This is a genomic window from Flavobacterium limnosediminis JC2902, from assembly GCF_000498535.1.
GTDB lineage: Bacteria > Bacteroidota > Bacteroidia > Flavobacteriales > Flavobacteriaceae > Flavobacterium > Flavobacterium limnosediminis.
Window position 1 is genome coordinate 124,151 of sequence record NZ_AVGG01000001.1, and the last position, 21,272, is coordinate 145,422.

20 protein-coding genes and 3 tRNA genes are annotated in these 21,272 nt (G+C 38.8%); 12 read left to right on the top strand and 11 right to left on the bottom strand.

Annotation, left to right across the window (positions count from 1 at the left end; genetic code table 11):
- Window positions 1–5: 5 nt before the first annotated feature.
- The 5 genes from FLJC2902T_RS00535 to FLJC2902T_RS00555 form a co-directional block, all read right to left on the bottom strand.
- A complete protein-coding gene (locus FLJC2902T_RS00535; protein ID WP_023577823.1) occupies window positions 6–2,108 on the bottom strand; it encodes a peptidylprolyl isomerase in 2,103 nt (700 codons plus the stop codon).
- Window positions 2,109–2,204: 96 nt separating this feature from the next.
- Window positions 2,205–2,390 carry a hypothetical protein gene (locus tag FLJC2902T_RS00540; RefSeq protein WP_023577824.1) on the bottom strand — a complete coding sequence of 62 codons (186 nt, stop codon included), beginning with the start codon at window positions 2,388–2,390 and terminating at the stop codon, window positions 2,205–2,207.
- A gap of 2 nt (window positions 2,391–2,392) precedes the next feature.
- Window positions 2,393–2,926: an LPS export ABC transporter periplasmic protein LptC gene (gene lptC, locus FLJC2902T_RS00545; RefSeq protein ID WP_023577825.1), complete on the bottom strand. Its 534-nt coding sequence runs from the start codon at window positions 2,924–2,926 to the stop codon at window positions 2,393–2,395.
- 39 nt (window positions 2,927–2,965) lie between these two features.
- Complete coding sequence (locus FLJC2902T_RS00550; RefSeq protein ID WP_035676554.1) at window positions 2,966–4,237, bottom strand: hypothetical protein; 1,272 nt, start codon at window positions 4,235–4,237, stop codon at window positions 2,966–2,968.
- A complete protein-coding gene (locus FLJC2902T_RS00555; RefSeq protein WP_023577827.1) occupies window positions 4,209–4,964 on the bottom strand; it encodes a type III pantothenate kinase in 756 nt (251 codons plus the stop codon). Before FLJC2902T_RS00555 ends, FLJC2902T_RS00550 begins: the two co-directional genes overlap by 29 nt.
- Before the next feature lie 134 nt (window positions 4,965–5,098).
- On the opposite strand from FLJC2902T_RS00555, the gene FLJC2902T_RS00560 reads away from it, so the two are divergent.
- A tRNA-Phe gene (locus FLJC2902T_RS00560) sits at window positions 5,099–5,171 on the top strand.
- 67 nt (window positions 5,172–5,238) lie between these two features.
- Here the strand turns inward: FLJC2902T_RS00560 and FLJC2902T_RS00565 are convergent.
- Both FLJC2902T_RS00565 and FLJC2902T_RS00570 read right to left on the bottom strand, forming a co-directional pair.
- Window positions 5,239–8,016 carry an AsmA family protein gene (locus FLJC2902T_RS00565; protein ID WP_051364217.1) on the bottom strand — a complete coding sequence of 926 codons (2,778 nt, stop codon included), beginning with the start codon at window positions 8,014–8,016 and terminating at the stop codon, window positions 5,239–5,241.
- A gap of 278 nt (window positions 8,017–8,294) precedes the next feature.
- Window positions 8,295–8,657: a nuclear transport factor 2 family protein gene (locus tag FLJC2902T_RS00570; RefSeq protein ID WP_023577830.1), complete on the bottom strand. Its 363-nt coding sequence runs from the start codon at window positions 8,655–8,657 to the stop codon at window positions 8,295–8,297.
- Between the two features lie 80 nt (window positions 8,658–8,737).
- Here FLJC2902T_RS00570 and FLJC2902T_RS00575 point away from each other — a divergent pair, with 80 nt between their 5' ends.
- The 6 genes from FLJC2902T_RS00575 to FLJC2902T_RS00600 all read left to right on the top strand — a co-directional run bounded on the left by FLJC2902T_RS00575 (window position 8,738) and on the right by FLJC2902T_RS00600 (window position 13,905).
- Window positions 8,738–9,664, top strand: a complete 927-nt coding sequence (locus FLJC2902T_RS00575; protein WP_023577831.1) for a DUF58 domain-containing protein — start codon at window positions 8,738–8,740, stop codon at window positions 9,662–9,664.
- A gap of 86 nt (window positions 9,665–9,750) precedes the next feature.
- A tRNA-Asp gene (locus FLJC2902T_RS00580) sits at window positions 9,751–9,827 on the top strand.
- A 278-nt stretch (window positions 9,828–10,105) separates the two neighbouring features.
- Window positions 10,106–10,182 (top strand) — tRNA-Asp (locus FLJC2902T_RS00585).
- 238 nt (window positions 10,183–10,420) lie between these two features.
- Window positions 10,421–10,744, top strand: a complete 324-nt coding sequence (locus tag FLJC2902T_RS00590; RefSeq protein ID WP_023577833.1) for a CUB domain-containing protein — start codon at window positions 10,421–10,423, stop codon at window positions 10,742–10,744.
- Between the two features lie 168 nt (window positions 10,745–10,912).
- On the top strand, window positions 10,913–12,982 hold the full coding sequence (locus tag FLJC2902T_RS00595) for a T9SS type A sorting domain-containing protein (protein ID WP_023577834.1): 2,070 nt from the start codon (window positions 10,913–10,915) through the stop codon (window positions 12,980–12,982).
- 65 nt (window positions 12,983–13,047) lie between these two features.
- On the top strand, window positions 13,048–13,905 hold the full coding sequence (locus tag FLJC2902T_RS00600) for a DMT family transporter (RefSeq protein WP_023577835.1): 858 nt from the start codon (window positions 13,048–13,050) through the stop codon (window positions 13,903–13,905).
- Here FLJC2902T_RS00600 and FLJC2902T_RS00605 read toward each other — a convergent pair.
- Complete coding sequence (locus tag FLJC2902T_RS00605; RefSeq protein ID WP_023577836.1) at window positions 13,902–14,402, bottom strand: DUF456 domain-containing protein; 501 nt, start codon at window positions 14,400–14,402, stop codon at window positions 13,902–13,904. The two genes, FLJC2902T_RS00600 and FLJC2902T_RS00605, sit on opposite strands and share 4 nt — an antisense overlap.
- Window positions 14,403–14,444: 42 nt before the next feature.
- Between FLJC2902T_RS00605 and FLJC2902T_RS00610 the strand changes: the two genes are divergently transcribed.
- Entirely contained in the window at window positions 14,445–14,927 is a 483-nt protein-coding gene (locus FLJC2902T_RS00610; RefSeq protein WP_023577837.1) for a hypothetical protein, read from the top strand.
- A 1-nt stretch (window position 14,928) separates the two neighbouring features.
- Here FLJC2902T_RS00610 and FLJC2902T_RS00615 read toward each other — a convergent pair whose 3' ends face one another.
- Both FLJC2902T_RS00615 and FLJC2902T_RS00620 read right to left on the bottom strand, forming a co-directional pair.
- The gene (locus FLJC2902T_RS00615; protein ID WP_023577838.1) at window positions 14,929–16,056 is read right to left on the bottom strand and encodes a glycosyltransferase family 2 protein; all 1,128 of its coding nucleotides are present in this window, start codon (window positions 16,054–16,056) and stop codon (window positions 14,929–14,931) included.
- Entirely contained in the window at window positions 16,044–16,988 is a 945-nt protein-coding gene (locus FLJC2902T_RS00620) for a lysylphosphatidylglycerol synthase domain-containing protein (RefSeq protein ID WP_035676558.1), read from the bottom strand. Before FLJC2902T_RS00620 ends, FLJC2902T_RS00615 begins: the two co-directional genes overlap by 13 nt.
- 23 nt (window positions 16,989–17,011) lie before the next feature.
- Here FLJC2902T_RS00620 and ruvC point away from each other — a divergent pair, with 23 nt between their 5' ends.
- Window positions 17,012–17,566 (top strand): crossover junction endodeoxyribonuclease RuvC, encoded by a 555-nt coding sequence (gene ruvC, locus FLJC2902T_RS00625; RefSeq protein ID WP_035676818.1) that lies wholly within the window; start codon window positions 17,012–17,014, stop codon window positions 17,564–17,566.
- 33 nt (window positions 17,567–17,599) lie between these two features.
- Complete coding sequence (locus tag FLJC2902T_RS00630; RefSeq protein ID WP_023577840.1) at window positions 17,600–18,475, top strand: hypothetical protein; 876 nt, start codon at window positions 17,600–17,602, stop codon at window positions 18,473–18,475.
- 59 nt (window positions 18,476–18,534) lie between these two features.
- On the opposite strand, the gene FLJC2902T_RS00635 is transcribed toward FLJC2902T_RS00630, so the two are convergent.
- Window positions 18,535–19,071: a DUF6252 family protein gene (locus tag FLJC2902T_RS00635; protein WP_023577841.1), complete on the bottom strand. Its 537-nt coding sequence runs from the start codon at window positions 19,069–19,071 to the stop codon at window positions 18,535–18,537.
- Between the two features lie 281 nt (window positions 19,072–19,352).
- Between FLJC2902T_RS00635 and hemW the strand changes: the two genes are divergently transcribed.
- Both hemW and FLJC2902T_RS00650 read left to right on the top strand, forming a co-directional pair.
- Window positions 19,353–20,489, top strand: a complete 1,137-nt coding sequence (gene hemW / locus FLJC2902T_RS00645; protein WP_035676563.1) for a radical SAM family heme chaperone HemW — start codon at window positions 19,353–19,355, stop codon at window positions 20,487–20,489.
- A 14-nt stretch (window positions 20,490–20,503) separates the two neighbouring features.
- The gene (locus tag FLJC2902T_RS00650; RefSeq protein WP_023577844.1) at window positions 20,504–21,271 is read left to right on the top strand and encodes a cyclase family protein; all 768 of its coding nucleotides are present in this window, start codon (window positions 20,504–20,506) and stop codon (window positions 21,269–21,271) included.
- The last annotated feature ends 1 nt before the right edge of the window (window position 21,272 follow it).

Below are 21,272 nucleotides of genomic sequence, written 5' to 3' on the forward strand. Positions count from 1 at the left end.
AATTCCTATTGAAATTCAACTCTGTTATCTTCGATTTCAGCTCCACTCTTAAGTGCAGTAACAATTCTGCCTGAAGCTGAACCTTGGTTTTGTGCCTTAACTTTCGTTACATACATACCATAATCCGGTAAAGCAGGAGCTTTTACCATAGTTTTTGTTCTCACCATGTAAACACCCATTTCACCATCAATTAATTTTGATGTTTTACCTGCAGCTAAACCAAATGCCTTACCTACAACTTTAGGCTCGTAACCTACATTTGGAACTGAAGGATTGGAAAGTGTTACAGCAGTAGCATTCATAACACTTGCTCCTGATTTTTGAGCAACTGCTTCCAAAGTGGCACCAGCCATTTTAGCTCTGATTAATTCTGCTTTCTTTTTATTTCTTAAGATAGGCTCCACAGCTGATCTACCTTGCTCCAAAGACATTAAACCCGTTTCATTTTTAGCTTTTACCCTTGCAACGATATGTCCCTGTAAATTGTCGAATTTCTTAACATCACCTTCTTTAGTGTCTTTATTAAATGCCCACGAAACAACCGCTCTTTGGCTTCCCACTACAGGCAGATACTCATCAGTACCTTTTACGCTTGCAGGGTTGATCGTTAACTTAGCCTCTTTTGCTACAGTTGCAAAATCTTTCTCGTTAGCATCCGCTTCAAATTTGGTAGCTTTTGTATAGATCTGATCTGCTGTAGTTTCAGACGGCTCAATTTTTCTGGCAACAGTAGCCAAACGAACTGCATCGTATTTAGCGTCTACCTTCATCACGTGGTACCCGAATTCCGTTTCAACAACTCCCATAGTTCCCACCGGGCTATTGAATACGAAATCGTTAAACGGTTTCACCATTTGGCCTTTTGTAATATTATCATAAACACCACCGTTTTGTTTAGACCCGGTATCATCCGTGTTCATCATTGCTAACATTGGGAAACTTCCCGGATTAGCCTTAACCTGTGCCAACAATTCGTCAGCTTTTGCTTTAGCTTCCTCTTTAGTACGTTTCACTGCGGCAGGAGCTTTACTTCCTTCATAAGAAAGTAAAATATGACTTGCTTTTGCAGTTCCCCCTGATTGTCTTCCCATCATTTTAGACAAACAGTAGTAACCATTGTAAATGTATGGTCCGAAAACTTCACCTTGAGGCAAATTGAATAACTGCTCCTGATTTTCTAATGGTAAATCTTTTTTAGCAACATACGAAGAATCGTATTTGATGTCTGAATTTGAATTCACAAACTCTTCCGCATTAATTGCAGCCTTAAATCCAGGCAATGTATCATTTTTACCCGTTTTTTCATTGTAAACCACTCTTCCGGACAACAATCCGTTGATAGTAGTTTTCATTTCTGTTTCATCTGCCGCAGATGGTTTGTTCTCAATAAAAACAAACTCGATATCTCTTGAATTTTCAGATTTGTATTTCTTCTCGTTCTTTTTCATGTAATCCATGATTTCAGAATCGGAAACTTTAACCTGATCGTCTTTGATTGTGGAATAAGCAACAGTCACATAATCAAAATCAACTTTATCATTTTCGACAGCATAAGCCGCTTTCGCTTCAATTTTTGTAGCCACCAATCCAGATTTGATCATGGTAGTGTACATTTGCTCGGTAGCCATCTGCTCAACCTGTTTTTCAAAATCCAACCAAGCTTTCCATTGCTCCGGCTGGGAACTTTTGATGGTTGCCAAATATTCATTGAATTTATTTACATCGAAAATACCGGCAGTATTTAAAAACTGAGGATTTTGTGCAAAATTTGGATTTTGCTTCATTACGTCCAACAATTGGTCTTTCCCAATTTTCAAACCTAATTTCTCATATTCTCCCTCTAAAAGGATTCTTTTCACTTCCTGTTCCCAAACTCCGTTCGCAGCCTGAGTGTTACTTACTCCCTGACCGTTTTTCTCTGCCATGGAAACTTTCTGCAAAAATTCCTGAGCTGAAATATCCTCACCGTTTACGCTTCCTATATTTCTTGAAGTCTGACTAAACCCACCATTTTGGATAACATCGCCAACAACGAATGCCAATAAACAAAATCCAATCACTCCGATAAGCAATATTGAACGTTGTCTGATTTTTGATAAAACTGCCATTTTTAATTTAGTTAAATTTTTTATTCTGTGGGCGAAAATACAATTATCTATTTAATAATAAAATAGTATCTAAAGTTTTTTAGCCTTTACTGAAAATTATTTACTGTTACTTTTAATTTTATTGGAAAAATGTCTTCTGAAGAAAAACATAAAAACCGCTCCTGCCGCGAAAAGAAAACTCAAAAGTGCATTTTCCCCGTTTTGCAGTCTGACAATGCCATCATAAGCGAACAAAACCGCCATCACCAGATACACATAATGTACATATTGTAAAATCTTCATTCTTATTCTAATTTAGTTACTTCCCCTCTGCTTTGCTGCATGTTAAAAACCTTGAAATCCCGACTAAAATCCACTCCGGGTCCTTCTAAATACCCTCCGGCCTCATCAGTGTACTTAAAATGCTTTTCCGTAAAAAACCATTCGTTTTTCTGATCGTAATACAACTGTTCCGTTTGCAACAACTTACCGTCGCTTGACGTAATCCTTACATTCCCTTGTAAATCTATAATATCTGTTCTGGCGTAGGTAATCGCATAATCCGCATCAACAAAACTTTGCCTCTGACTGTCATCATAAAGGGTAACATGAACGCCTTTCGGAAATTCGGTAAACGGATATTTTGCATTGGAATAATCCAACATTTTCGGACTCACCAGAATCGCTTTGATCTTTCCGGAATCTGTATATTTCAAATCAACGTGATCTGCTTCTCCGGAAGGTGAAAAGGCAACCGAATTTATTCGCTGCACCTCCTTAAAATTACTTTCGCACGAAAACAACACAGTCACGGCAAATACCGTGACCATTGCTATCATACTATTTTTAAGAAAAATTCTCACTATCCGTAAATTTGATTAATCGTATTTCGGCTTAACAAACCAACGGTCGCTTAACGACAAACCGACATTAATGGCAAAATAATTCTCCTGAATCAGGCCATTACTCGTTGTTCCTTTTTTTCCGTATTCCAATCCGATATTAATATTCGAAATACTGGCCCCTACCGGCAAACCAAGTCCGAAACTTACACCTGTGTCACGGATAGACTTGCCATTAAGAATCAAACCGGTGTTTTCATATCGGAAACCCGCACGATAAACCACTCGTTCAAAATAACTTCTGAATGAATTGTACTTCGGAATATAAAAACCTCCGACTGCAAATCGGGTTCCCCCCTGAAAATCAACACCCTCCAAACTCCCCTGACCTTCAACATCATTACTGCCCGTAAACGTCATCTCTGATCCTACAGACCATTTTTTGCTTCTTCCCAAAGCTGCTCCGAAAGACACTTTCGAAGGCATTTTCACTTTTGAATCCGGCACCTCAACATCCACATCCTCACTGATATATTCAGCACCCGTAAACGGATCGTAAGTTACGGTAGCCACATTTCTCGTATTATCAGCATCTAGGTTATTTGAAGGCATATACGTTAAACTACCCGACAATTCCATTTTATTTTTAAGTTTGGTCTGATAGAACAATCCCGTCGCAATACCAAAACCTCCGTAAACCGATTTGTTTTTAGTTCTTGATCCCAACGGCACTTCCGGCTCCGTTATAGACACCAATGTTGTCTTTTCGATACTTCCGAAATTGTACTGAAAATCCACACCAAAACTTAATTTGGGCGTTATTTTATAAGCTCCCCCCAAGAAAACCTTATTAAGCCCGCCTTCGCCCTGATAGGTATTCACTCTCGTCTCAGCAACTCCTCCGGAAGTTGGTGGCGTAACACTCTGTATATTATATCCAACCGAAGTATGTGGAACTAAACCAAAACCAAATCCCGCTTTACCTAAAGGTATACCAAAAGCTATATAGTCGATTGAAGTTCTGTTTGCCGATTCCTCCTGGGAATCCGTTTTGAAAGTCGTTCTGGCATTGGTCCCGCCTATCGCAAATGATGTGTACTTTAAAAAAGAATAAGATGCCGGATTTTGCAGATTAACATGAATACTGTCAACAAATACCCCAACACTCCCCATGGCTCTGTTTTCATTTGTCCCTTTAAACTTTACATCTCCGAGTCCGTAAAAGGAATTGGGTGAAGCCGTACTTTGCTGGGCTAAAAGCGCAGTAGAAAAAAGCAAACTAACGCCTAAAATTATCTTTTTGATCATTTTCGATTTTATAATGGTGTATATGGCTCAAACTTTCCAAAAGAAAATTTGAATTGGCAAATATGGTGTTTTTTATGTTTTTAGCCAAAAATTCAGCATCTCCTCCTGTTAAAATTATTGTTAAAACTTGATATTCCTGACGATACTGATTCACAAACCCGTCAATTTCATTTAAAATTCCATTCACCACTCCCGAATGAATAGCTGATTTTGTCGAATTACCGATATAATGCAGTGGTTGTTCCAATTCCAATAACGGTAATTTAGCCGTATAATTATGTAAGGCCTCATAACGCAAACGCAATCCGGGAGAAATGGCTCCTCCGAGATACACATCATTGGCATCGACAAAATCATAGGTAACGCAAGTTCCCGCATCTATAATTAGCCTGTTCTGATTAGGATACATCAAAGTGGCCCCTGAGGCAAGAACCATTCTGTCGACCCCCAAAGTTTTAGGAGTTTCATATTTATTCAGAAAAGGAAAATGGGTTTCGGAAGAAATAATATTCAGATCGGAATGTTTTTTAAGCAGATCGATTACCGTTTCATCCAATTTTCCGACCGAAGAAAGTACCGATTCTTTGACTTTTGGATTTTTTTTAAAAATATTTTCAATTTTTTTTTGCGCCTCTTCTTTCGGAAAAAAATCCTGAAACAAAATAGTATGTTTCTCAAAGACAGCAACTTTAATTCGGGTGTTCCCCACATCAACGGCTAAAAGCATAGTATCTGGATTGTGCAAACAAAGATACAAATTGATTTTTTTAAAAATTTGTTTTGGATAAATGAAAAATCGCTCTATATTTGCACTCGCAATCAGCAAGCAATACACGCTTAACGAGAGCAGACATAATGAATGGTGCCTTAGCTCAGTTGGTAGAGCAATGGACTGAAAATCCATGTGTCCCTGGTTCGATTCCTGGAGGCACCACAAAAAAACCCGAATAGATCATATTCGGGTTTTTTGTTTTTATTGTATTCCGAACAAAAACCTTCTTTTAACGCCTCACCACAACGGTATCATTAACAACACCCTCATATTCTTTTTCCTCCAGATCTTCTGTGTTTTTACCGATTTTTATCTTCGGATCCTCTTGTGTTCCCGTAACTTTTATAGGAATCCCGATAATCCCGAAAGGTGGTAATCCCAAACGCATTTTTAAATTCAATTTTCCGTCAAGAGAAACCTGCCCCTCTATTCTAGGACGGAAACCAGCTACCTTGAATTTGAAGCGCTCAATAGTCATGATGTTATTTTTCACCGTTGTTTTAATGTCGATTTGAGAAAGTTTCGGATCCTTAATCGCATCGTGATTGGTTTTCTTACTCACCACGTTGAACAGCTTAAAGCCTTTCATCTGAACATCTTTAACCGATAAAGTTCCGCCACCCACCAATGACGGATAAATAGGCATCATATTCCCATCCAAATGCCCACCGATTTTATAATCGACAGAAACAATTCCTTCGGCACTTTCTGCAGCAGAAGCCATATCGCGGAACATTTTTATCTCATTGTACGCTTTCTTAACATCAAAATCTTTTGCCTTAATCTGATAATCAAAAACCGCTTTTTGGGTCGTCAGCGCCGAATAAGAAGCATTCATGTCAAACGGACTATCAATCATGGTAAACCGGGTGTTTTTCAACTGAATTGTTCCGTTTTTCATCGCCAGAGCGCCATTCAGGTTATCAATACTCAATCCTTCAAAACTGACTTTTTTAGCCCGGGCCGTCAGATTAAAATCGAAATTCGACGGAATAACCACTACACCACTTCCCTCCACTTCCTTTTTCGGAGTCTCATCCGCAGCAGAAACCACAGCGGTAGAATCCACGGCAGAAAACGCCATAAATTCATCCACATTGATATAATCAGAGTCAACAGCAAATTCACCCCTTAAAACCGCATTATCCGACATCACAAAATTAATCACATTCTGCATTTTTCCGTTCATCCTGAAATCAGACTGTCCGTAAGTAGCGCGAAAATCCTTAAAATCCATATCATTCTGATTGAACGAAAACAAACCTTCTTGTATCACAAATGGTTTTGGAAAGTATTCCGATGTAGTACGAATATCGCGAAGGAGCAAAGTCCCTTTGTTGTTCAGTTTATTATAATTTCCGCTTACCGCATCACTTTGTCGTCCCTGCAGACTCAAATCGGCTTTCACATAACCTTTCACATCCAGATCTTTTCTGGAGAACACCTTATAAATACGACCTAAATCCAATTCGCCTTTTGCCTTGACATCATATGTAACATCATCAAAGTTCACCAGACTGGCATCAATGAAAATCGGCTTTCCTTCAAAATCAAATCGTCCGGGTTTAACACTAACCGCCAGATCGTTATATTTTCCGGTTTTATTCAGAACACTGGCTGTCAGATTTATATTCTCAATAGGACTCGGATAATAATCCGTTTTGATTGCCGCATTCTGCAACACCAGATTTCCTTTGGTTACCGGAAAAAGATGCGCTTTCTGATCAAACTTACCGTTTGCCTTAATATCTGCTTTCAGGATTCCTTTGAAACTCATGTTCTGAATACCGACAGCGCGGTGCAATTTTCCCAAATCGAGTTGGGATTTAATTTTAGCATTAATGTCCGGCGTTACCATTCCTTTCACTTCGGCAATCCCGCTCAGATAGTCTTTCCCCAGATTAAAAAACAGCGAATCCACTTTTACATATAAATTATCCATATTCAGCGCCGGAAGCTTTGTATCAAAATTGAGATAAATGTTCGAGGCCGGAATAGCGGCTTCCTGATACGAAACAAAACCGTCGCGAACTTTCATATTGAATGACAGATCCGGTTTTTTGTTTTCAGCTACATTATACACCCCTTTAAAGGTCAGCAGAAAATCCGTTTTACCTTTAATTTCAGTTTTTTCGAGCCATTTCACATAATGAGGAGGCAGTGCTGTAAAGAAATCATGTAAATTACTTTTCTCCGACTTGACACTTATATCGATATCGTAACCGCTTTTAAGAAAGTTCATTTTTCCTTTAAAATCGATAGGAAGTTTATTCACAATCAGATTGTTCTGTTCAAAAACAAAGGCCAATGAATTGGTATTGATCTGCGTAAGTAATTCTGCATTTACTGTTTTGTTTTTCAGGTATTCCTCCCCTTCAAGCGTAAGATCGAAAGAGGCGATGTCAGCATCCGTTTCCAATTCAAAAATCGCTTCATGTAAATCGCCTTTTCCGTTGTAATTAAACCCTTTTGCATCGATAAGAATGTCGGCCGATTTGTCATCGTAAACCAAACGGCTGTGTTCTATCACAATTCTCTCCAGTTGTAAAGAAGCAGACGATTCATCTTTTTTGGATTCTTTATCCTCAGAAACATAGACATTATAATTCGCTTCCCCTTTCTCGTTTACCTTAATACTTATATCGGCATTGGAAATGAAAATCTCATCAATCTCGACTTCCCCCTTAAAAATAAGCGATGTAAGATTTATTCCGAAGGAAACTTCTTTGGAAAAAACCAGATTCTGCTTGGCATAAGGAGCTGATCCTTTTAAAGAAAAATCAGAAACGGTAAGTGTCAGTGATGGGAAATGATGAAAAAAGGAAAGATCAGCTTCTTTAAAATTCAACTCTCCTTCAAGTCTTTTATTGGCCAGCGTTTTAACTTCCCGACCGATTCTTCCGGGGAACAGTATTGGCAATACAAACATAAGCAGCAGCAGCGAAGCAATTATCATCACCGCAATCTTTAAAAATTTGATTACTATACTTTTACGATTCGAATCCATAACTACAAAATTACGAAGTCATTCGGATTTTATAACGTATTCGCCTACTTAATTTTGACTGACAACTGTTAAAAATAAGTCACAATAAGACATAAAAAAAGGAGACTAATCCCCTTTTCTATCCAATCGTTTACTTTTTTATCAAACAACATTAACAACAGCACTCCTATCTCAATACTTTCCAACAAAAAAAACTTTGCAGCAAAGCTGAATTCCTCTTTTTTAACACAAAAGAAACCCTATTTTGTCTGTTTCATTCGACTGAAAACCCACTGAATTTATCCGTGATACACTCTTGAAGCAATAATCTTTCCTTCACGAACTTCCAACACCTCAGCCACCAACACATCTTCTTCCCCATCCACCTGACGGATATATTCCATGAAAATCCGGTCGGTATTAGCGGTTAGCGAAGTTACTTTATAGTGCAGGCTCGGCAATCGGTCAAACGCATCCTGCCACCAGGCACGCATGGCTTCTTTTCCAACCACCAGACCTTTCGTTTCAGGTTGGCGGATTTTTAATTTCGGACTAAAATGCTGCGCCTCATCATCATAAAGGGCCAATAGTTTTTCAAGCTGTTTGGTATTGAATGCCTCGAACCAACGAAAGGCAATGGATTGTAATGTTTCCGGACTCATCTTTAATTTTATAAATAATGAGCAAATATTGGAAATAAAATTCAAAACCGCATCACTCCTTTTTTCATATCTTTGAATTTATGAAGATAGAAAGCCAAATAGAGAAAATATCCCGTTTTGAACATCTGGAATTGCTGGCCAACCAGATCGTGGAAGGTTTTATTTCCGGAATGCATAAGAGTCCGTTTCATGGTTTTTCTGCCGAATTTGCCGAACATAAAATCTATAATGCCGGTGAAAGCACCAAACACATCGACTGGAAACTGTTTGCCAAAACCGATCGACTGTACACCAAGCGCTTTGAAGAAGAAACCAATCTTCGTTGCCATTTGATTATCGACAATTCGTCTTCGATGCATTATCCGAAACTGAAAGAAAATCAGTTATTTTATGAAAATAAGATTGGTTTTTCCGTATTGGCTTCTGCCGTTTTAATGAACTTACTGAAAAAACAGCGGGATGCCGTCGGACTGAGTATTTATTCTGATACTTATGATTATTACGCCCCTGAAAAAGGAAGCGATCGTCATCACCGCATGCTTTTAAACCAACTCGAAACAATTTTACAGACACCTAAAGAATCCAAAACCACTGACACCGTTACTTATCTGCATCATATCGCCGAAAAAATGCACCGTCGTTCGATGATCATTTTATTTACGGATATGTTTCAGGGTGAAGATGACGAACGGCTTTTTAAGGCACTGCAACATTTGAAACACAACAAACACAAGGTGGTACTGTTTCATGTTATCGACAAGAAAACCGAATTTAATTTTGATTTTGACAATGCTCCGCGGAAATTCATCGATCTGGAAACAGGCGAGCACGTGAATCTCTTTGCCGAAAACATCAAAAACGACTACGAAAAACTGGTTGAAGCCTATTTTGAAAAAGTCGCCAATACCTGTTCACAGTACAAAATAAAGTATGTTCCGGTTTCCGTAGACGAAAAATTCGAAAAAATACTAACCACCTATCTAGCTGAAAAACAAAAGTTTGGATAAATTCACCGAAAATAATTCGAAAATTTACAGCAAAAGATTTGGAGGAGTTGAAAATGGTTGTATATTTGCATCCGCAATAAAGCACTGGTTTGGTAGTTCAGTTGGTTAGAATACATGCCTGTCACGCATGGGGTCGCGGGTTCGAGTCCCGTCCAGACCGCCAGTAAAGAGTAAAGAAAGCCTTTCGAAAAGAAAGGCTTTTTTGCCCTCTTAAAAATCTTTAAAACAGTTGTGTTGTTTATCTCGTTGGCAACAACGAGAAGGTTTAGTAGTTAGACCAATGAGAAGCTTTCCATTTTATGGAGAGCTTTTTTGATTTACTGTGAACATCACCTTCTTTAAAATTGAAATTCAGGCGTTTATAAATTTTATTGAATTTTCTTTGCAAAAACATTGCATAAACACAAAATTCAACTTACTTTTGCAACGCAATAAAGCACTGGTTTGGTAGTTCAGTTGGTTAGAATACATGCCTGTCACGCATGGGGTCGCGGGTTCGAGTCCCGTCCAGACCGCCAGTAAAGAAAAAGCTTCGAGAAATCGGAGCTTTTTTTATTTCTAAAATCTTCACTTTCCCCCTCTCAATCAAAAACGTAACATCTTCAGAGGCAAACCAATACCACCTTTTTATTATCCAAAAATTATTCTTATTTTTTTATCATTTTCTTAAAACTTTACATAAAATTCGTACATTGCACACTTCAATTGAAAAATTGATCACACAAAACCATTAAGAATAAAAACAACAATCACTTTATGAAAAAACATTACTTTCTTCTTGTTCTTTTTGCTCTACTCGTTTTACCAGCAACATTTATTTCAGCACAAACCCCGGTTTGTGGTGGAACATTCACAGATCCAGCAGGCCCAAGTGCTAATTATGCAAATAATTCTGATTACACTGTAACAATTTTTCCAACCAATCCCGGGGAAGCCGTTACGGTTACTTTTACCTCCTTTTCCACAGAGGTGAATTACGATGGTTTATATGTTTTTAACGGAAATACTACAAGTTCTCCACAAATTAGCAGCGGAAACCTTTCAGGAAATGTTCCTGGCGGATTAGCCGGTGCTTTTTGAGGCGCTACAATACCCGGTCCGTTTACCTCTACCAGTCCGGACGGCAGTTTAACTTTTCGTTTTAGAAGTGATTCATCAAGCACACGTGCGGGCTGGACAGCAAATGTAAGCTGTATACCCCCGCCAACATGTATACCTCCGACGGCTCTTTCGATAAGCAATATAACATTGAATTCTTCCGTTTTGGGCTGGGCAAACACTGGGGCAACACAATGGGAAGTACTATTACTTCCCGGAGGCAGTACACCAACAGCCAACCAGACAGGAATTACAACCACAGTAAATCCGTTTATTTTTACAGGTTTAAGTTGCGGAACATCCTATAGCGCTTATGTAAAAAAGATATGCAGTTCTTCCGATTCCAGTTCATGGGCGGGACCCGTAAATTTCACTACTACCAACGGCTGTCCCCCAACAGGATCTGCCACATGTGCCGGAGCCAATTCTTTATGCGGTGCATTTGGAGTGCCATTCAGAAATACTACAGGAGTTACTAATCAAGGAGCAATGGGATGCCTGGCCACCACCCCAAATGCGACATGGTTTTATTTCTCAGTAGATATGCCGGGACTTATTAATTTAGAAATCGAACAAAGAACACAAGGAAGCCCCACTCCGAATCTTGATGCCGATTATGTTGTTTACGGACCTTATTCTGAACCCGTTACCCCTTGCAACGGGCAATTAACTCCCGACAAAATGGTTAGCTGCAGCTATTCAGCCTCCCCAATTGAACATCCTTCTTTTAGCACTACTCAATCAGGACAATATTATTATTTGATGGTAACTAACTTTAGTAATCAGCCAGGAAATATCACGATTACAGAATTACCTACAGCAACGGCTTCTTTAGAATGCACAGGCTTCCGCTTAAACGCATTTTTTGATGCTAATTCCAACGGTTTGAAAGATGCCGGCGAACAAGGTTTTCCGCAAGGGCAATTTCAATATGAAAAGAACGATAACGGAAGTATCCATAATGTTCTTTCCTCAAACGGAGTATTAAACATATACGACAGCAATGCTTCCAATTCGTATGATTTCGCTTTTCAATTCAATCCGGATTATGCGGCCTATTACAACCTTACCTCTTCATCTTACAGCAATGCTTCGATTGCAGCAGCTGGAATGAGTGTTTACAATTTCCCGGTAACAATTTCCAACCCTTATAAAGATATTTCGGTAAGTCTTGTTGCAACGCAACAGCCACGACCCGGATTTACATATAAAAACAAAATTGTTTATACTAACAACGGAAATCAAACCATAACTAACGGAACAATTTCATTTACCAAAGCCAATACTTTTACCATCACGAATATCACGCAAACAGGAACCGTTGCCACTTCAAATGGTTTTAATTATGATTTTACTAATTTAATGCCTTTTGAAACCCGAACAATCGAGGTTACAATGCAGGTCCCAACCATCCCAACCGTTCAGCTTGGCAATCTAGTAAGCAATTCAGTATCGGCATCGATTACTTCAGGAGGCGATATGATTCCCGAAAACAACAGTTTTACCTTAACACAACAAGTTGTTGGTTCTTATGATCCGAATGACGTCATGGAGTCACATGGTGGAGAAATTGTTCACGCCAGTTTCACTTCAGACAAATACTTGTACTACACGATTCGTTTTGAAAATACAGGGACTACCTCGGCTTTAAACGTGAGAGTCAACAACCTATTAAATACTATGCTGGACGAAACCTCTTTGAAAATGGTAAATGCGAGCCATAACTATGTAATGGATCGTGTTAACAATAACATCAATTGGGAATTTAAAAATATAGACCTGTCAGCAACAAGCCAAGACCCGAATACCAACAAAGGATATGTCATTTACAAAATAAAGCCTAAACCGGGTTATGCCGTTGGGGATATTATTCCAAATACAGCCTCTATTTATTTTGATTTCAATCCGGCTATTATAACCAATATTTTCAATACCGAGTTTGTTTCACAATTATCTGTAAGCGAATTTGAAAACAACAATTTCATCTTTTATCCGAATCCTGCAAAAGACCTGATTACGGTTTCGGTTAAAAACAATCAGGAAGAAATTTCAAATATCACTATTTATGATATTTCCGGAAAAATTGTTCTGAGCAAAAAATTCTCTGCTTTGATAACATCCGAAACAATAGATTTATCCCGAGTATCCAAGGGAATGTATTTAATAGAAGTCACCTCCAAATCAAATTTAAAAACAATTAAGAAACTAATAGTTGAATAGTGATAGCCCCGATATATCGGGGCTTTTTTATTTTTAATCCTATATTTGCTTTTTATCTGAATCGCATGAAAAACCCGCGCCTGGCATTACTGATCGGTATTTTCTGTATTTCCGTTTTTCCGATTCTGGTGAAATGGACCCCGGTTTCCGGTTTAAGCTCGGCGTTCTACAGAATGACCATTGCTGCCGCTGTAGCTTTACCCATTGTTTTACTTCGAAAGAAACTGGAAATGCCAAATCGCAAAACCGCATTGATTATACTGTTGTGCGGCATCTGTTTTGGCTCCGACATTGCCGTTTGGAACATCGCCATTCAACAATCCTCTGCCACACAAGCAACTTTACTTACCAATTTAGCGCCTGTTTGGGTCGGACTCGGAATGTATTTCTTTCTTCCGAACAAACCTAACCGAAATTTCTGGATTGGCGCATGTGTTGCCGTGATCGGGATGATCGTCTTAATCGGTTATGAAACTTTTTATCAGTTAAAATTCGACATAGGCTTTATATTCGGAATTCTTTCCGGAGTTTTTTACGCCACTTACATACTTTTAAGCAAATATGTCCTCAACCAGATGCCGCCTATAAGCTTCATGACTTACAGCATGCTTGTTTCCAGTGTTTTCCTGGCGATTATTTGTTTGATTTTCGAACAGCCTTTTTACGGGTTTTCAACCACTGTCTGGAGTGTATTATTCGTTCAGGGAATTCTTTGCCAGTTGATTGCATGGACATTAATCAGTTTTGCCACTCAGAAAATGGAAGCCAACCGGGTTTCCCTCAGCCTGCTCAGTCAGGTATTGATCACTTCAGTAATCGCATGGCTTTTTCTGAAAGAAACTATAACACTTCAAATGATCATTGGCGGCATAATCATTTTATTTGGAATCAGAATTACTTTTTACAAAAGTGAACGAACCTAAAACCATGAATTTCGGTATTCCCATGCTTTCATCAGAAACAATCCGAAGTAAATCACACAAACCACAAATTTCATGAAAGTCGACGCCAGGAAACCTACAAAAGAACCCGCAGCCGCTTTCACAGCACGTTTATGATCCCGACTGTTATAAATCAACTCACCAATCAAAGCACCAACGAACGGACCTATAATTACACCTAAAGGAATCGGCGCAATCAGTCCGACAACCAGTCCGATATTTGTCCCCCAGATACCATACGAACTTCCGCCAAACCGTTTCGTGCCTTTGGCAGGAATCACATAATCCAAAACAGCAACAATTGCGGCAATTATCAATGTAATCCCTAAAATCCAATAGTCATTCGGAATCGCCTTGGTGAGGTACAACAACAGTAAACCCGCCCAACTGAGCGGCGGTCCGGGCAATACCGGAAGAAAACTCCCCAGGATACCGACAATCATAAATACAAAACCGGTGATTAATAAAAAGTATTCCATCTTTTTTTTACTATTTTTGGAACTTAAAATTACACTTTTACGATGTCGAAAAATCTTTTTGTATTCTTTTTCTTTTCATTAGCGGTTTCTTCCTGTCAGCTTTTTGACAAGAAAGCACCGTCTGAAGACGAATTATTACAGAAAGAACTCAAGAAAATCGACTGGAAAAAAGTGGATGCCTTTCCATCCATTGATGCCTGCGATGTACTTACCGACGAAGCACAACGCAAACAATGCTTCTTCGAATATTTAACACAAACCATTCAGGAGAAATTAAGTGTTGACACCCTGGCGATTTTATACCCTGACATTGATACCATTGAAGTAAAAGTAACGGTGTTTCCGGATTCCAGTTTACAATTCGAACCGCAATTCCCTAAAGACAGTGTCGCTTACGATAAAATTAAAATCGACAGTATTCTGCACGCCAAACTAATTGATTTACCAAAAGTCAATCCGGCTATAAAACGCGGGATTCCGGTAAAAACGCAATTTGTGTTGCCGGTTATCCTGAAAACCGAATAGGTTATTTAATATTTTCGCGCTTCCATTCAAAACCGCCAACCAGCGAATACAACGCCACAAGCGAACTGAAAAAAGGATAAATCAGACTGCTTATGAGTACCGAATACATTCGCATTTTCAGAAATCTATTTGTCTGATACATTAAAGTAAAATCGACGATAAACTTCACCGAAAATAAAGCTAAAAGAAATTGCCAGCTCATCATATTAAAAGCCAGAAGCAACAAACCAAAAAGCAACGTAAAATTCGCCAGAAAAACCAAAATCGCCAGTCCTTTAGCAAAATCACTTTGGTATGCCGTCGCTTTTGAAGCCCAACGCACCCTTTGTTTAAATAATTTAAACCAACTTTTCTCGGGTTTAGTCGTTACGATCGCGTCCTGATTTTTCAGGTAATGTACTTTTTCGGGACAATTGGCAATCGCTTTCTGCAACAGAAAAACGTCATCACCACTGGCAATGTGATTGTTCCCGTGAAACCCTTTCAAATCTGAGAAAAACGTTTTGGTGTAGGCGAAATTCGCTCCGTTGCACATAAAGGCTTCGTTAAGACCGAAACTTCCGATGCTTGCGCCTTGCAGACTCAGCATGTCCATCTGCTGAAAATGCGATAGTAAAAAACCTTTGGTCGGGAAATTTACCGCCCCGGCAATCATTTCCGCATCATTATTCTGAATATATACATCGTAAACAGAAAGCCAATCGGACTTTACCATACAATCGGCATCAGTCGTAATAATCCACGGATGTTTAGCAATCATCACCGCTCGTGTTATCGCGTCTTTTTTAGGTGATTTGGAAACACGTACATTATCCAGTATCGTCAGATGAATCCACGGATTTTCCATTCGCCATTGATTGATAACGCGAACCGAATTGTCTTTCGAGTTGTCATCAACAAATATGAGTTCGAATTGTTCCTTCGAGTAGTTCAGCTGCGCGAGTGATTGCAATAAATCGGGAAGATTATGTTCTTCATTGCGAAACGGAATCACGATTGAAAATCCGGTTTTGTTATCGGAATTCGTCTTTTGGAATAATTTCACTTTGGAAAAACCCCAAATCAGCAATCCGATAAAAAACACATAGTTGATAAAAATCAATACGAAAAGCAAGTTTACGATTTCCATTGCGCTTTAAAATTTAAGACAAAATAACTTCCGATTACCACCGGGATAACCACATTCAAAAACCACATCAGTGTACTGATAAACACCACGATCCATTCATTCACGCCCAACAATCCGAAGAAATAAACCGCCACACTTCCTTTTACCGCAAAATCCAAAAACTGAACCGTAGGTAAAGACGACGCTAAGAAATAAACACTTGCGATGGTCGCCATTAACAAAAAGTACGGGATTTCCACATCGAAAATTAAAAATAGGAAATAATACTGATGCGAGAAAACCAAATACCGTCCGATCGCTAACAAAATGTTTTTCTGATGGATCTGTTTCGGAATTTCGTTGATTTTATGAATGAGTTTTTCGAGTGAATAACCTTTAATTGTAACTTTTTTTAGAAATAGAGAAACAAGAAACAAGAAACAAGAAATGACGAAAATCACAATGACCATTTTAGTCGTAATCACATTGAACTTCACATTGAAATACAACAAACCGAAAATCCCGAAAACAATTGTGAGTATCATCTGAATTCCGTTGCAGATCAGGTTCAGAAAAATGATTTTTTTGGCCTGTGTTTTGTCAAAAAACAAAGCTTTACCGGCATATTCCCCGATTCCGTTTGGCGTAAACAATCCGGCCGTCAGCGCTCCTAAAACCTGCTTTGATGCTTCTTTTAGTTTTATTTCATTAATAACTTTAACCAGATTCTGCCATTTTAAAATTTCCAGAAAACGGTTGAGAAATGTCAGGAACAAAATGAAGAAAATATTTCCGAAAGATTGTTTTTCGAGCACGAGTTTCCGAAACTTCATCCAATCCAATTTATCATTATTAGCCAATTGGGTATAAATAAAATAAAATGCACCGCCCACAACCAAAAGTTTGATCAGAAGAACGAGGAATTGTTTAGCTTTGTGGGGTATGGAAATCATCTGTGCAAAATAACAAATTAAAATTGGCAAACGAGCGCATCATATTAGGAATTGACCCCGGAACAACCATTATGGGTTTCGGTCTGATAAAAGTCGTCAACAAGAAAATGGAATTTTTGCAACTGAACGAACTGCAATTGTCCAAATACGACAACCATTATCAGAAACTGAAAATCATTTTTGAACGCACCATCGAGTTAATCGAAACCCACAATCCGGACGAAATTGCGATTGAAGCACCGTTCTTCGGCAAAAACGTTCAGTCGATGTTAAAACTGGGGCGTGCCCAGGGCGTGGCTATGGCAGCCGGCTTATCACGCGGCATTCCGATAACCGAATACGAACCAAAAAAAATAAAAATGGCCATCACGGGAAACGGAAATGCCAGCAAAGAACAAGTTGCCAAAATGCTGCAACAATTGTTAGGACTTAAAGAATTACCCAAGAATTTAGACTCTACAGACGGCCTGGCAGCGGCGGTTTGTCACTTTTTCAATTCGGGAAGAGTTGAAGTTGGAAAAAGTTATTCCGGCTGGGATGCTTTTGTAAAACAAAATGAAAGCCGAATAAAAAAATAAGAATATATTTGCGAAAACCAAAATTATATTTTTATGAAAATCTTTAAATTCTTAGCAGCAGTAGTACTATCGACTGCGTTGTTTTCATGTTCATCAGACAGCAGTGATTCTAATCCTACCGAAAGTGAATATTTTAATTTCAAACAAGACAATCAAACTATTCCGGTTACAGCGTGGACAGCTCAAAGAAGTGAAAAAACAATTGCTGTCACGGGCACCAGTGCAAATGGAATGAATATTTCGTTTGAATTCAACATTTACGGGAACCTGGGTAAAGCCCACACGTACTCAACAACAGATTTTGGAGTACCGTTAAGAACTGCCCAAGAGTACTATGCTCAGGAATCTTTTACTTTTGAATTGGTTACTTTGGACGAAACCAACAAAACGGTAAAAGTAAACTATTCCGGAAAGGTTTACGAAGACGGGCATGATTTAACATCAAACTTTGTTGCTGTAGAAGGAAGTTTCCTTGTTAAATATACCGATATCGCCCCTATAACAACAGGTTTGGGTGCTTATGCAAAAATAGACGGTGCGGATTGGTACAATTCAAAATCCGATCAGGAAGGCGGGTATTTTTCCGGTGAAGATATTAGTTTAAACTTCTATAACGGGGATAAAAATCAGATTTCAGTAATAACAAATGATGACGACACACCTGTTGGGGTTTACAACTTTACTTCAGCATCGTCAAATAACAAAGTGGTTTTATCGAAATACAACACCACTACTGATCAATTTGAAAATTTCAATTGTTCCGGAACATTAAACGTTACCGAAAAAGTTGTGGGATTCCAATACACTGTAATTTCAGGAACCTATAGCTTTACTGCGATAAATCCAAATGACAGCAGTGAGGTTCAAGTAACAAACGGAACTTTTAAAACCGCTTACGAAAACTATTAATTTACAAATACATTGTAAAACAAATAAAAAAGCCGGATTTGAAATCCGGCTTTTTTGATCTATTCCTCATATTTATAATTGAATGTCCCGTTAGTTATGGTTCTGGTCACAGGAGCAGTGGGTTCATTCGGATCAGCTACGGTTCTGAATGTAAATGTGCCGGTTACCATTTTTGTCGTAGTATTAACCGCAGTAATCACAATTGTACCGTCTTTGGTATACTCAAATTCATTATCGCTATTATCTGTCAGATCAATCGCATGCGTTGAAGGAGTGCTGAATGTTTCCGGCTCAAGAGCGTAGGTTCCAACCTCAATGTCTGATCTTTTCAACCAAATATTGATCTCAGGATTCCCTAAAACCCCACCAGATCTTCCCTGAAGCATAACAAAATCTTCCTCCGGAAAATAGTCCCAAATATTGGTCGAGGAAAACATGTTATTCCCAAATGGATTATTTGCTCTGAAATCGGCACCGTCAATCGATGCGGTCATCGCATAGGCTGGAGTTTGGTTGTTATCATCAGAACTGCTGTCATCCGATGAGCAGGACACAAATAGCAACGAAGAAAATAATAGTAACGATAATTTTTTCATTTTTGTTTTTTTTATAGTTTAACACAAAACTAACCAAATAGCTTAAATATGCTATTTTTTTGTGCAAAAAAAATTACAATATGTTGATTTTATTTTTTTTAAAATTGATAATCCCGCATCAAACTCATTTAGATTCGATCCCAGATTTGTATGTTTACCATATCCAACCGCCAATAACGAAAAAGCTGGAAAAAAGTTTACTGCCTATTTTAACAGCAATGGCGTTATATTCCATAATTTTGTCAAAAACTAATTATTTTTTTTTGGTAATTCCCTTCTAAATGTCAGGCATCTATATCCATATTCCTTTTTGCAAACAAGCGTGCCATTACTGCGATTTCCATTTTTCGACTTCACTGAAGAAGAAAGACGAGATGGTGTTGGCTTTAGCCAAAGAAATCCGCCTGCGCAAAGAAGAATTCACGGACGAAATCGTGGAAACTATTTATTTCGGAGGCGGAACACCGAGTATTTTGGCTGTTGCCGATTTACGGATGCTGATTGATGAAGTGTATAAAAACTACAATGTTACCGAAAATCCTGAAATCACCGTTGAAGCTAACCCCGATGATTTATCGGAAGAACGCATCATCGAATTATCAAATAACCAAATAAACAGACTGTCAATAGGTGTTCAGTCGTTTTTTGAAGCCGATTTAAAACTGATGAACCGCGCTCATAATTCCGCGGAAGCGAAAAAATGTCTGGAAATTGCCACGAAATATTTCGACAACATTTCCGTCGATTTGATTTACGGTATTCCGGGACTAACCAACGAACATTGGCTGCAGAACATTCAGACCGTACTGGATCTGAACATTCCGCACATTTCGAGTTATGCCTTAACGGTCGAGCCGAAAACCGCCTTACAGAAATTCATCAAACAGGGCATTGTTCCGCAACCCGATGACGCTGTAGCTCATGAACAGTTTCTGCTGTTGGTGGACAAACTCGAAGCCAACGGATTCATTCACTATGAATTGTCGAATTTCGGAAAGGAAAATTATTTTTCACGGAATAATTCGGCCTACTGGCTGGGTAAAAAATATCTTGGCATCGGTCCGTCAGCACACAGTTATGACGGCACCAACCGAAGCTGGAATATAGCCAACAATTCTATTTACATAAAATCCCTTGCCGAAAACAAATTGCCCAGCGAAACCGAAACCTTAACCGAAACCGATCGTTACAACGAATACATCATGACGGGTTTGCGCACCATTTGGGGTGTTTCCCTGGACAAAATCAAAACGGAATTCGGGGAAAACATGCTGCATTATCTGCTTGAGAATGCGCAACGTTATCTCGATGATGAAAAACTGATTCTGGAAAATAACATCCTTCGAACCACAAAAAAAGGAAAATTCTTTTGTGACGGAATTGCATCTGATTTGTTTTGGTTAAATTTGGAGGTATAAATACTTCCAATTTAATGTTAGCTACGATTTCCCATAACAACAACGAATTCAAAATCGACTTATCAAAACCGATTGATATTTCCCTACCCCTATCCAATACAGATCAAAATCCGATTGCCTGGTACATCGAAAAACCGGAAATTGAACCCGTCCGTTTCGGGGATTGGGTCGGTAAAGTATCCGAAGGAAGTTCGTCTACGAATTTCAACAACATTTTTTTCAACCCGCACGGACACGGTACGCACACCGAATGTTTGGGACACATCACACGTGATTTTTACAGCATTAATCAATGTCTGAAGCAATTCTTTTTTACTGCGGAAGTGATTTCCGTATTACCACAATCGGATGGTGAAGATTACGTAATCGTCAAAGCACAGATTGAAAAGGCATTACAAGAGAAATCTCCCGAGGCCATCATTATCAGAACATTGCCAAATTCTGCTGAAAAAACCTCTAAAAAATATTCGAATACAAACTGGGCTTATCTGTTGGAAGAGGCGGCAACTTTCATCCGCGAAAGCGAAATCAAACATCTGTTAATCGATTTGCCCAGTGTCGACAAAGAACACGACGAAGGCAAATTATTGGCGCACAAAGCTTTCTGGAACGTAAAAGATGTAAACAATCTGAATAGTGATGCCCGAATGAATTGCACCATCACCGAGCTGATTTATGTGGAAGATCAAATTGTTGACGGCAGCTACATACTAAACCTGCAAATTGCTTCGTTTGAAAACGATGCGAGTCCTAGTAAGCCGATTTTGTATAAAATAATGTAGT

Bases quoted from the DNA above. Each gene is read 5' to 3' on its own strand.
- FLJC2902T_RS00630 (WP_023577840.1), top strand. From the start codon at position 17,600: ATGAAAATCTTTAAATTCTTAGCAGCAGTAGTACTATCGACTGCGTTG.
- FLJC2902T_RS00610 (WP_023577837.1), top strand. From the start codon at position 14,445: ATGTCGAAAAATCTTTTTGTATTCTTTTTCTTTTCATTAGCGGTTTCT.
- FLJC2902T_RS00535 (WP_023577823.1), bottom strand. From the start codon at position 2,108: ATGGCAGTTTTATCAAAAATCAGACAACGTTCAATATTGCTTATCGGA.
- FLJC2902T_RS00600 (WP_023577835.1), top strand. From the start codon at position 13,048: ATGAAAAACCCGCGCCTGGCATTACTGATCGGTATTTTCTGTATTTCC.
- FLJC2902T_RS00555 (WP_023577827.1), bottom strand. From the start codon at position 4,964: ATGCTTTTAGCCGTTGATGTGGGGAACACCCGAATTAAAGTTGCTGTC.
- FLJC2902T_RS00650 (WP_023577844.1), top strand. From the start codon at position 20,504: ATGTTAGCTACGATTTCCCATAACAACAACGAATTCAAAATCGACTTA.
- FLJC2902T_RS00570 (WP_023577830.1), bottom strand. From the start codon at position 8,657: ATGAGTCCGGAAACATTACAATCCATTGCCTTTCGTTGGTTCGAGGCA.
- FLJC2902T_RS00575 (WP_023577831.1), top strand. From the start codon at position 8,738: ATGAAGATAGAAAGCCAAATAGAGAAAATATCCCGTTTTGAACATCTG.
- FLJC2902T_RS00635 (WP_023577841.1), bottom strand. From the start codon at position 19,071: ATGAAAAAATTATCGTTACTATTATTTTCTTCGTTGCTATTTGTGTCC.
- hemW (WP_035676563.1), top strand. From the start codon at position 19,353: ATGTCAGGCATCTATATCCATATTCCTTTTTGCAAACAAGCGTGCCAT.
- FLJC2902T_RS00565 (WP_051364217.1), bottom strand. From the start codon at position 8,016: ATGGATTCGAATCGTAAAAGTATAGTAATCAAATTTTTAAAGATTGCG.
- lptC (WP_023577825.1), bottom strand. From the start codon at position 2,926: ATGATAGCAATGGTCACGGTATTTGCCGTGACTGTGTTGTTTTCGTGC.
- FLJC2902T_RS00605 (WP_023577836.1), bottom strand. From the start codon at position 14,402: ATGGAATACTTTTTATTAATCACCGGTTTTGTATTTATGATTGTCGGT.
- FLJC2902T_RS00620 (WP_035676558.1), bottom strand. From the start codon at position 16,988: ATGATTTCCATACCCCACAAAGCTAAACAATTCCTCGTTCTTCTGATC.
- FLJC2902T_RS00590 (WP_023577833.1), top strand. From the start codon at position 10,421: ATGAAAAAACATTACTTTCTTCTTGTTCTTTTTGCTCTACTCGTTTTA.
- FLJC2902T_RS00550 (WP_035676554.1), bottom strand. From the start codon at position 4,237: ATGATCAAAAAGATAATTTTAGGCGTTAGTTTGCTTTTTTCTACTGCG.
- FLJC2902T_RS00540 (WP_023577824.1), bottom strand. From the start codon at position 2,390: ATGAAGATTTTACAATATGTACATTATGTGTATCTGGTGATGGCGGTT.
- FLJC2902T_RS00615 (WP_023577838.1), bottom strand. From the start codon at position 16,056: ATGGAAATCGTAAACTTGCTTTTCGTATTGATTTTTATCAACTATGTG.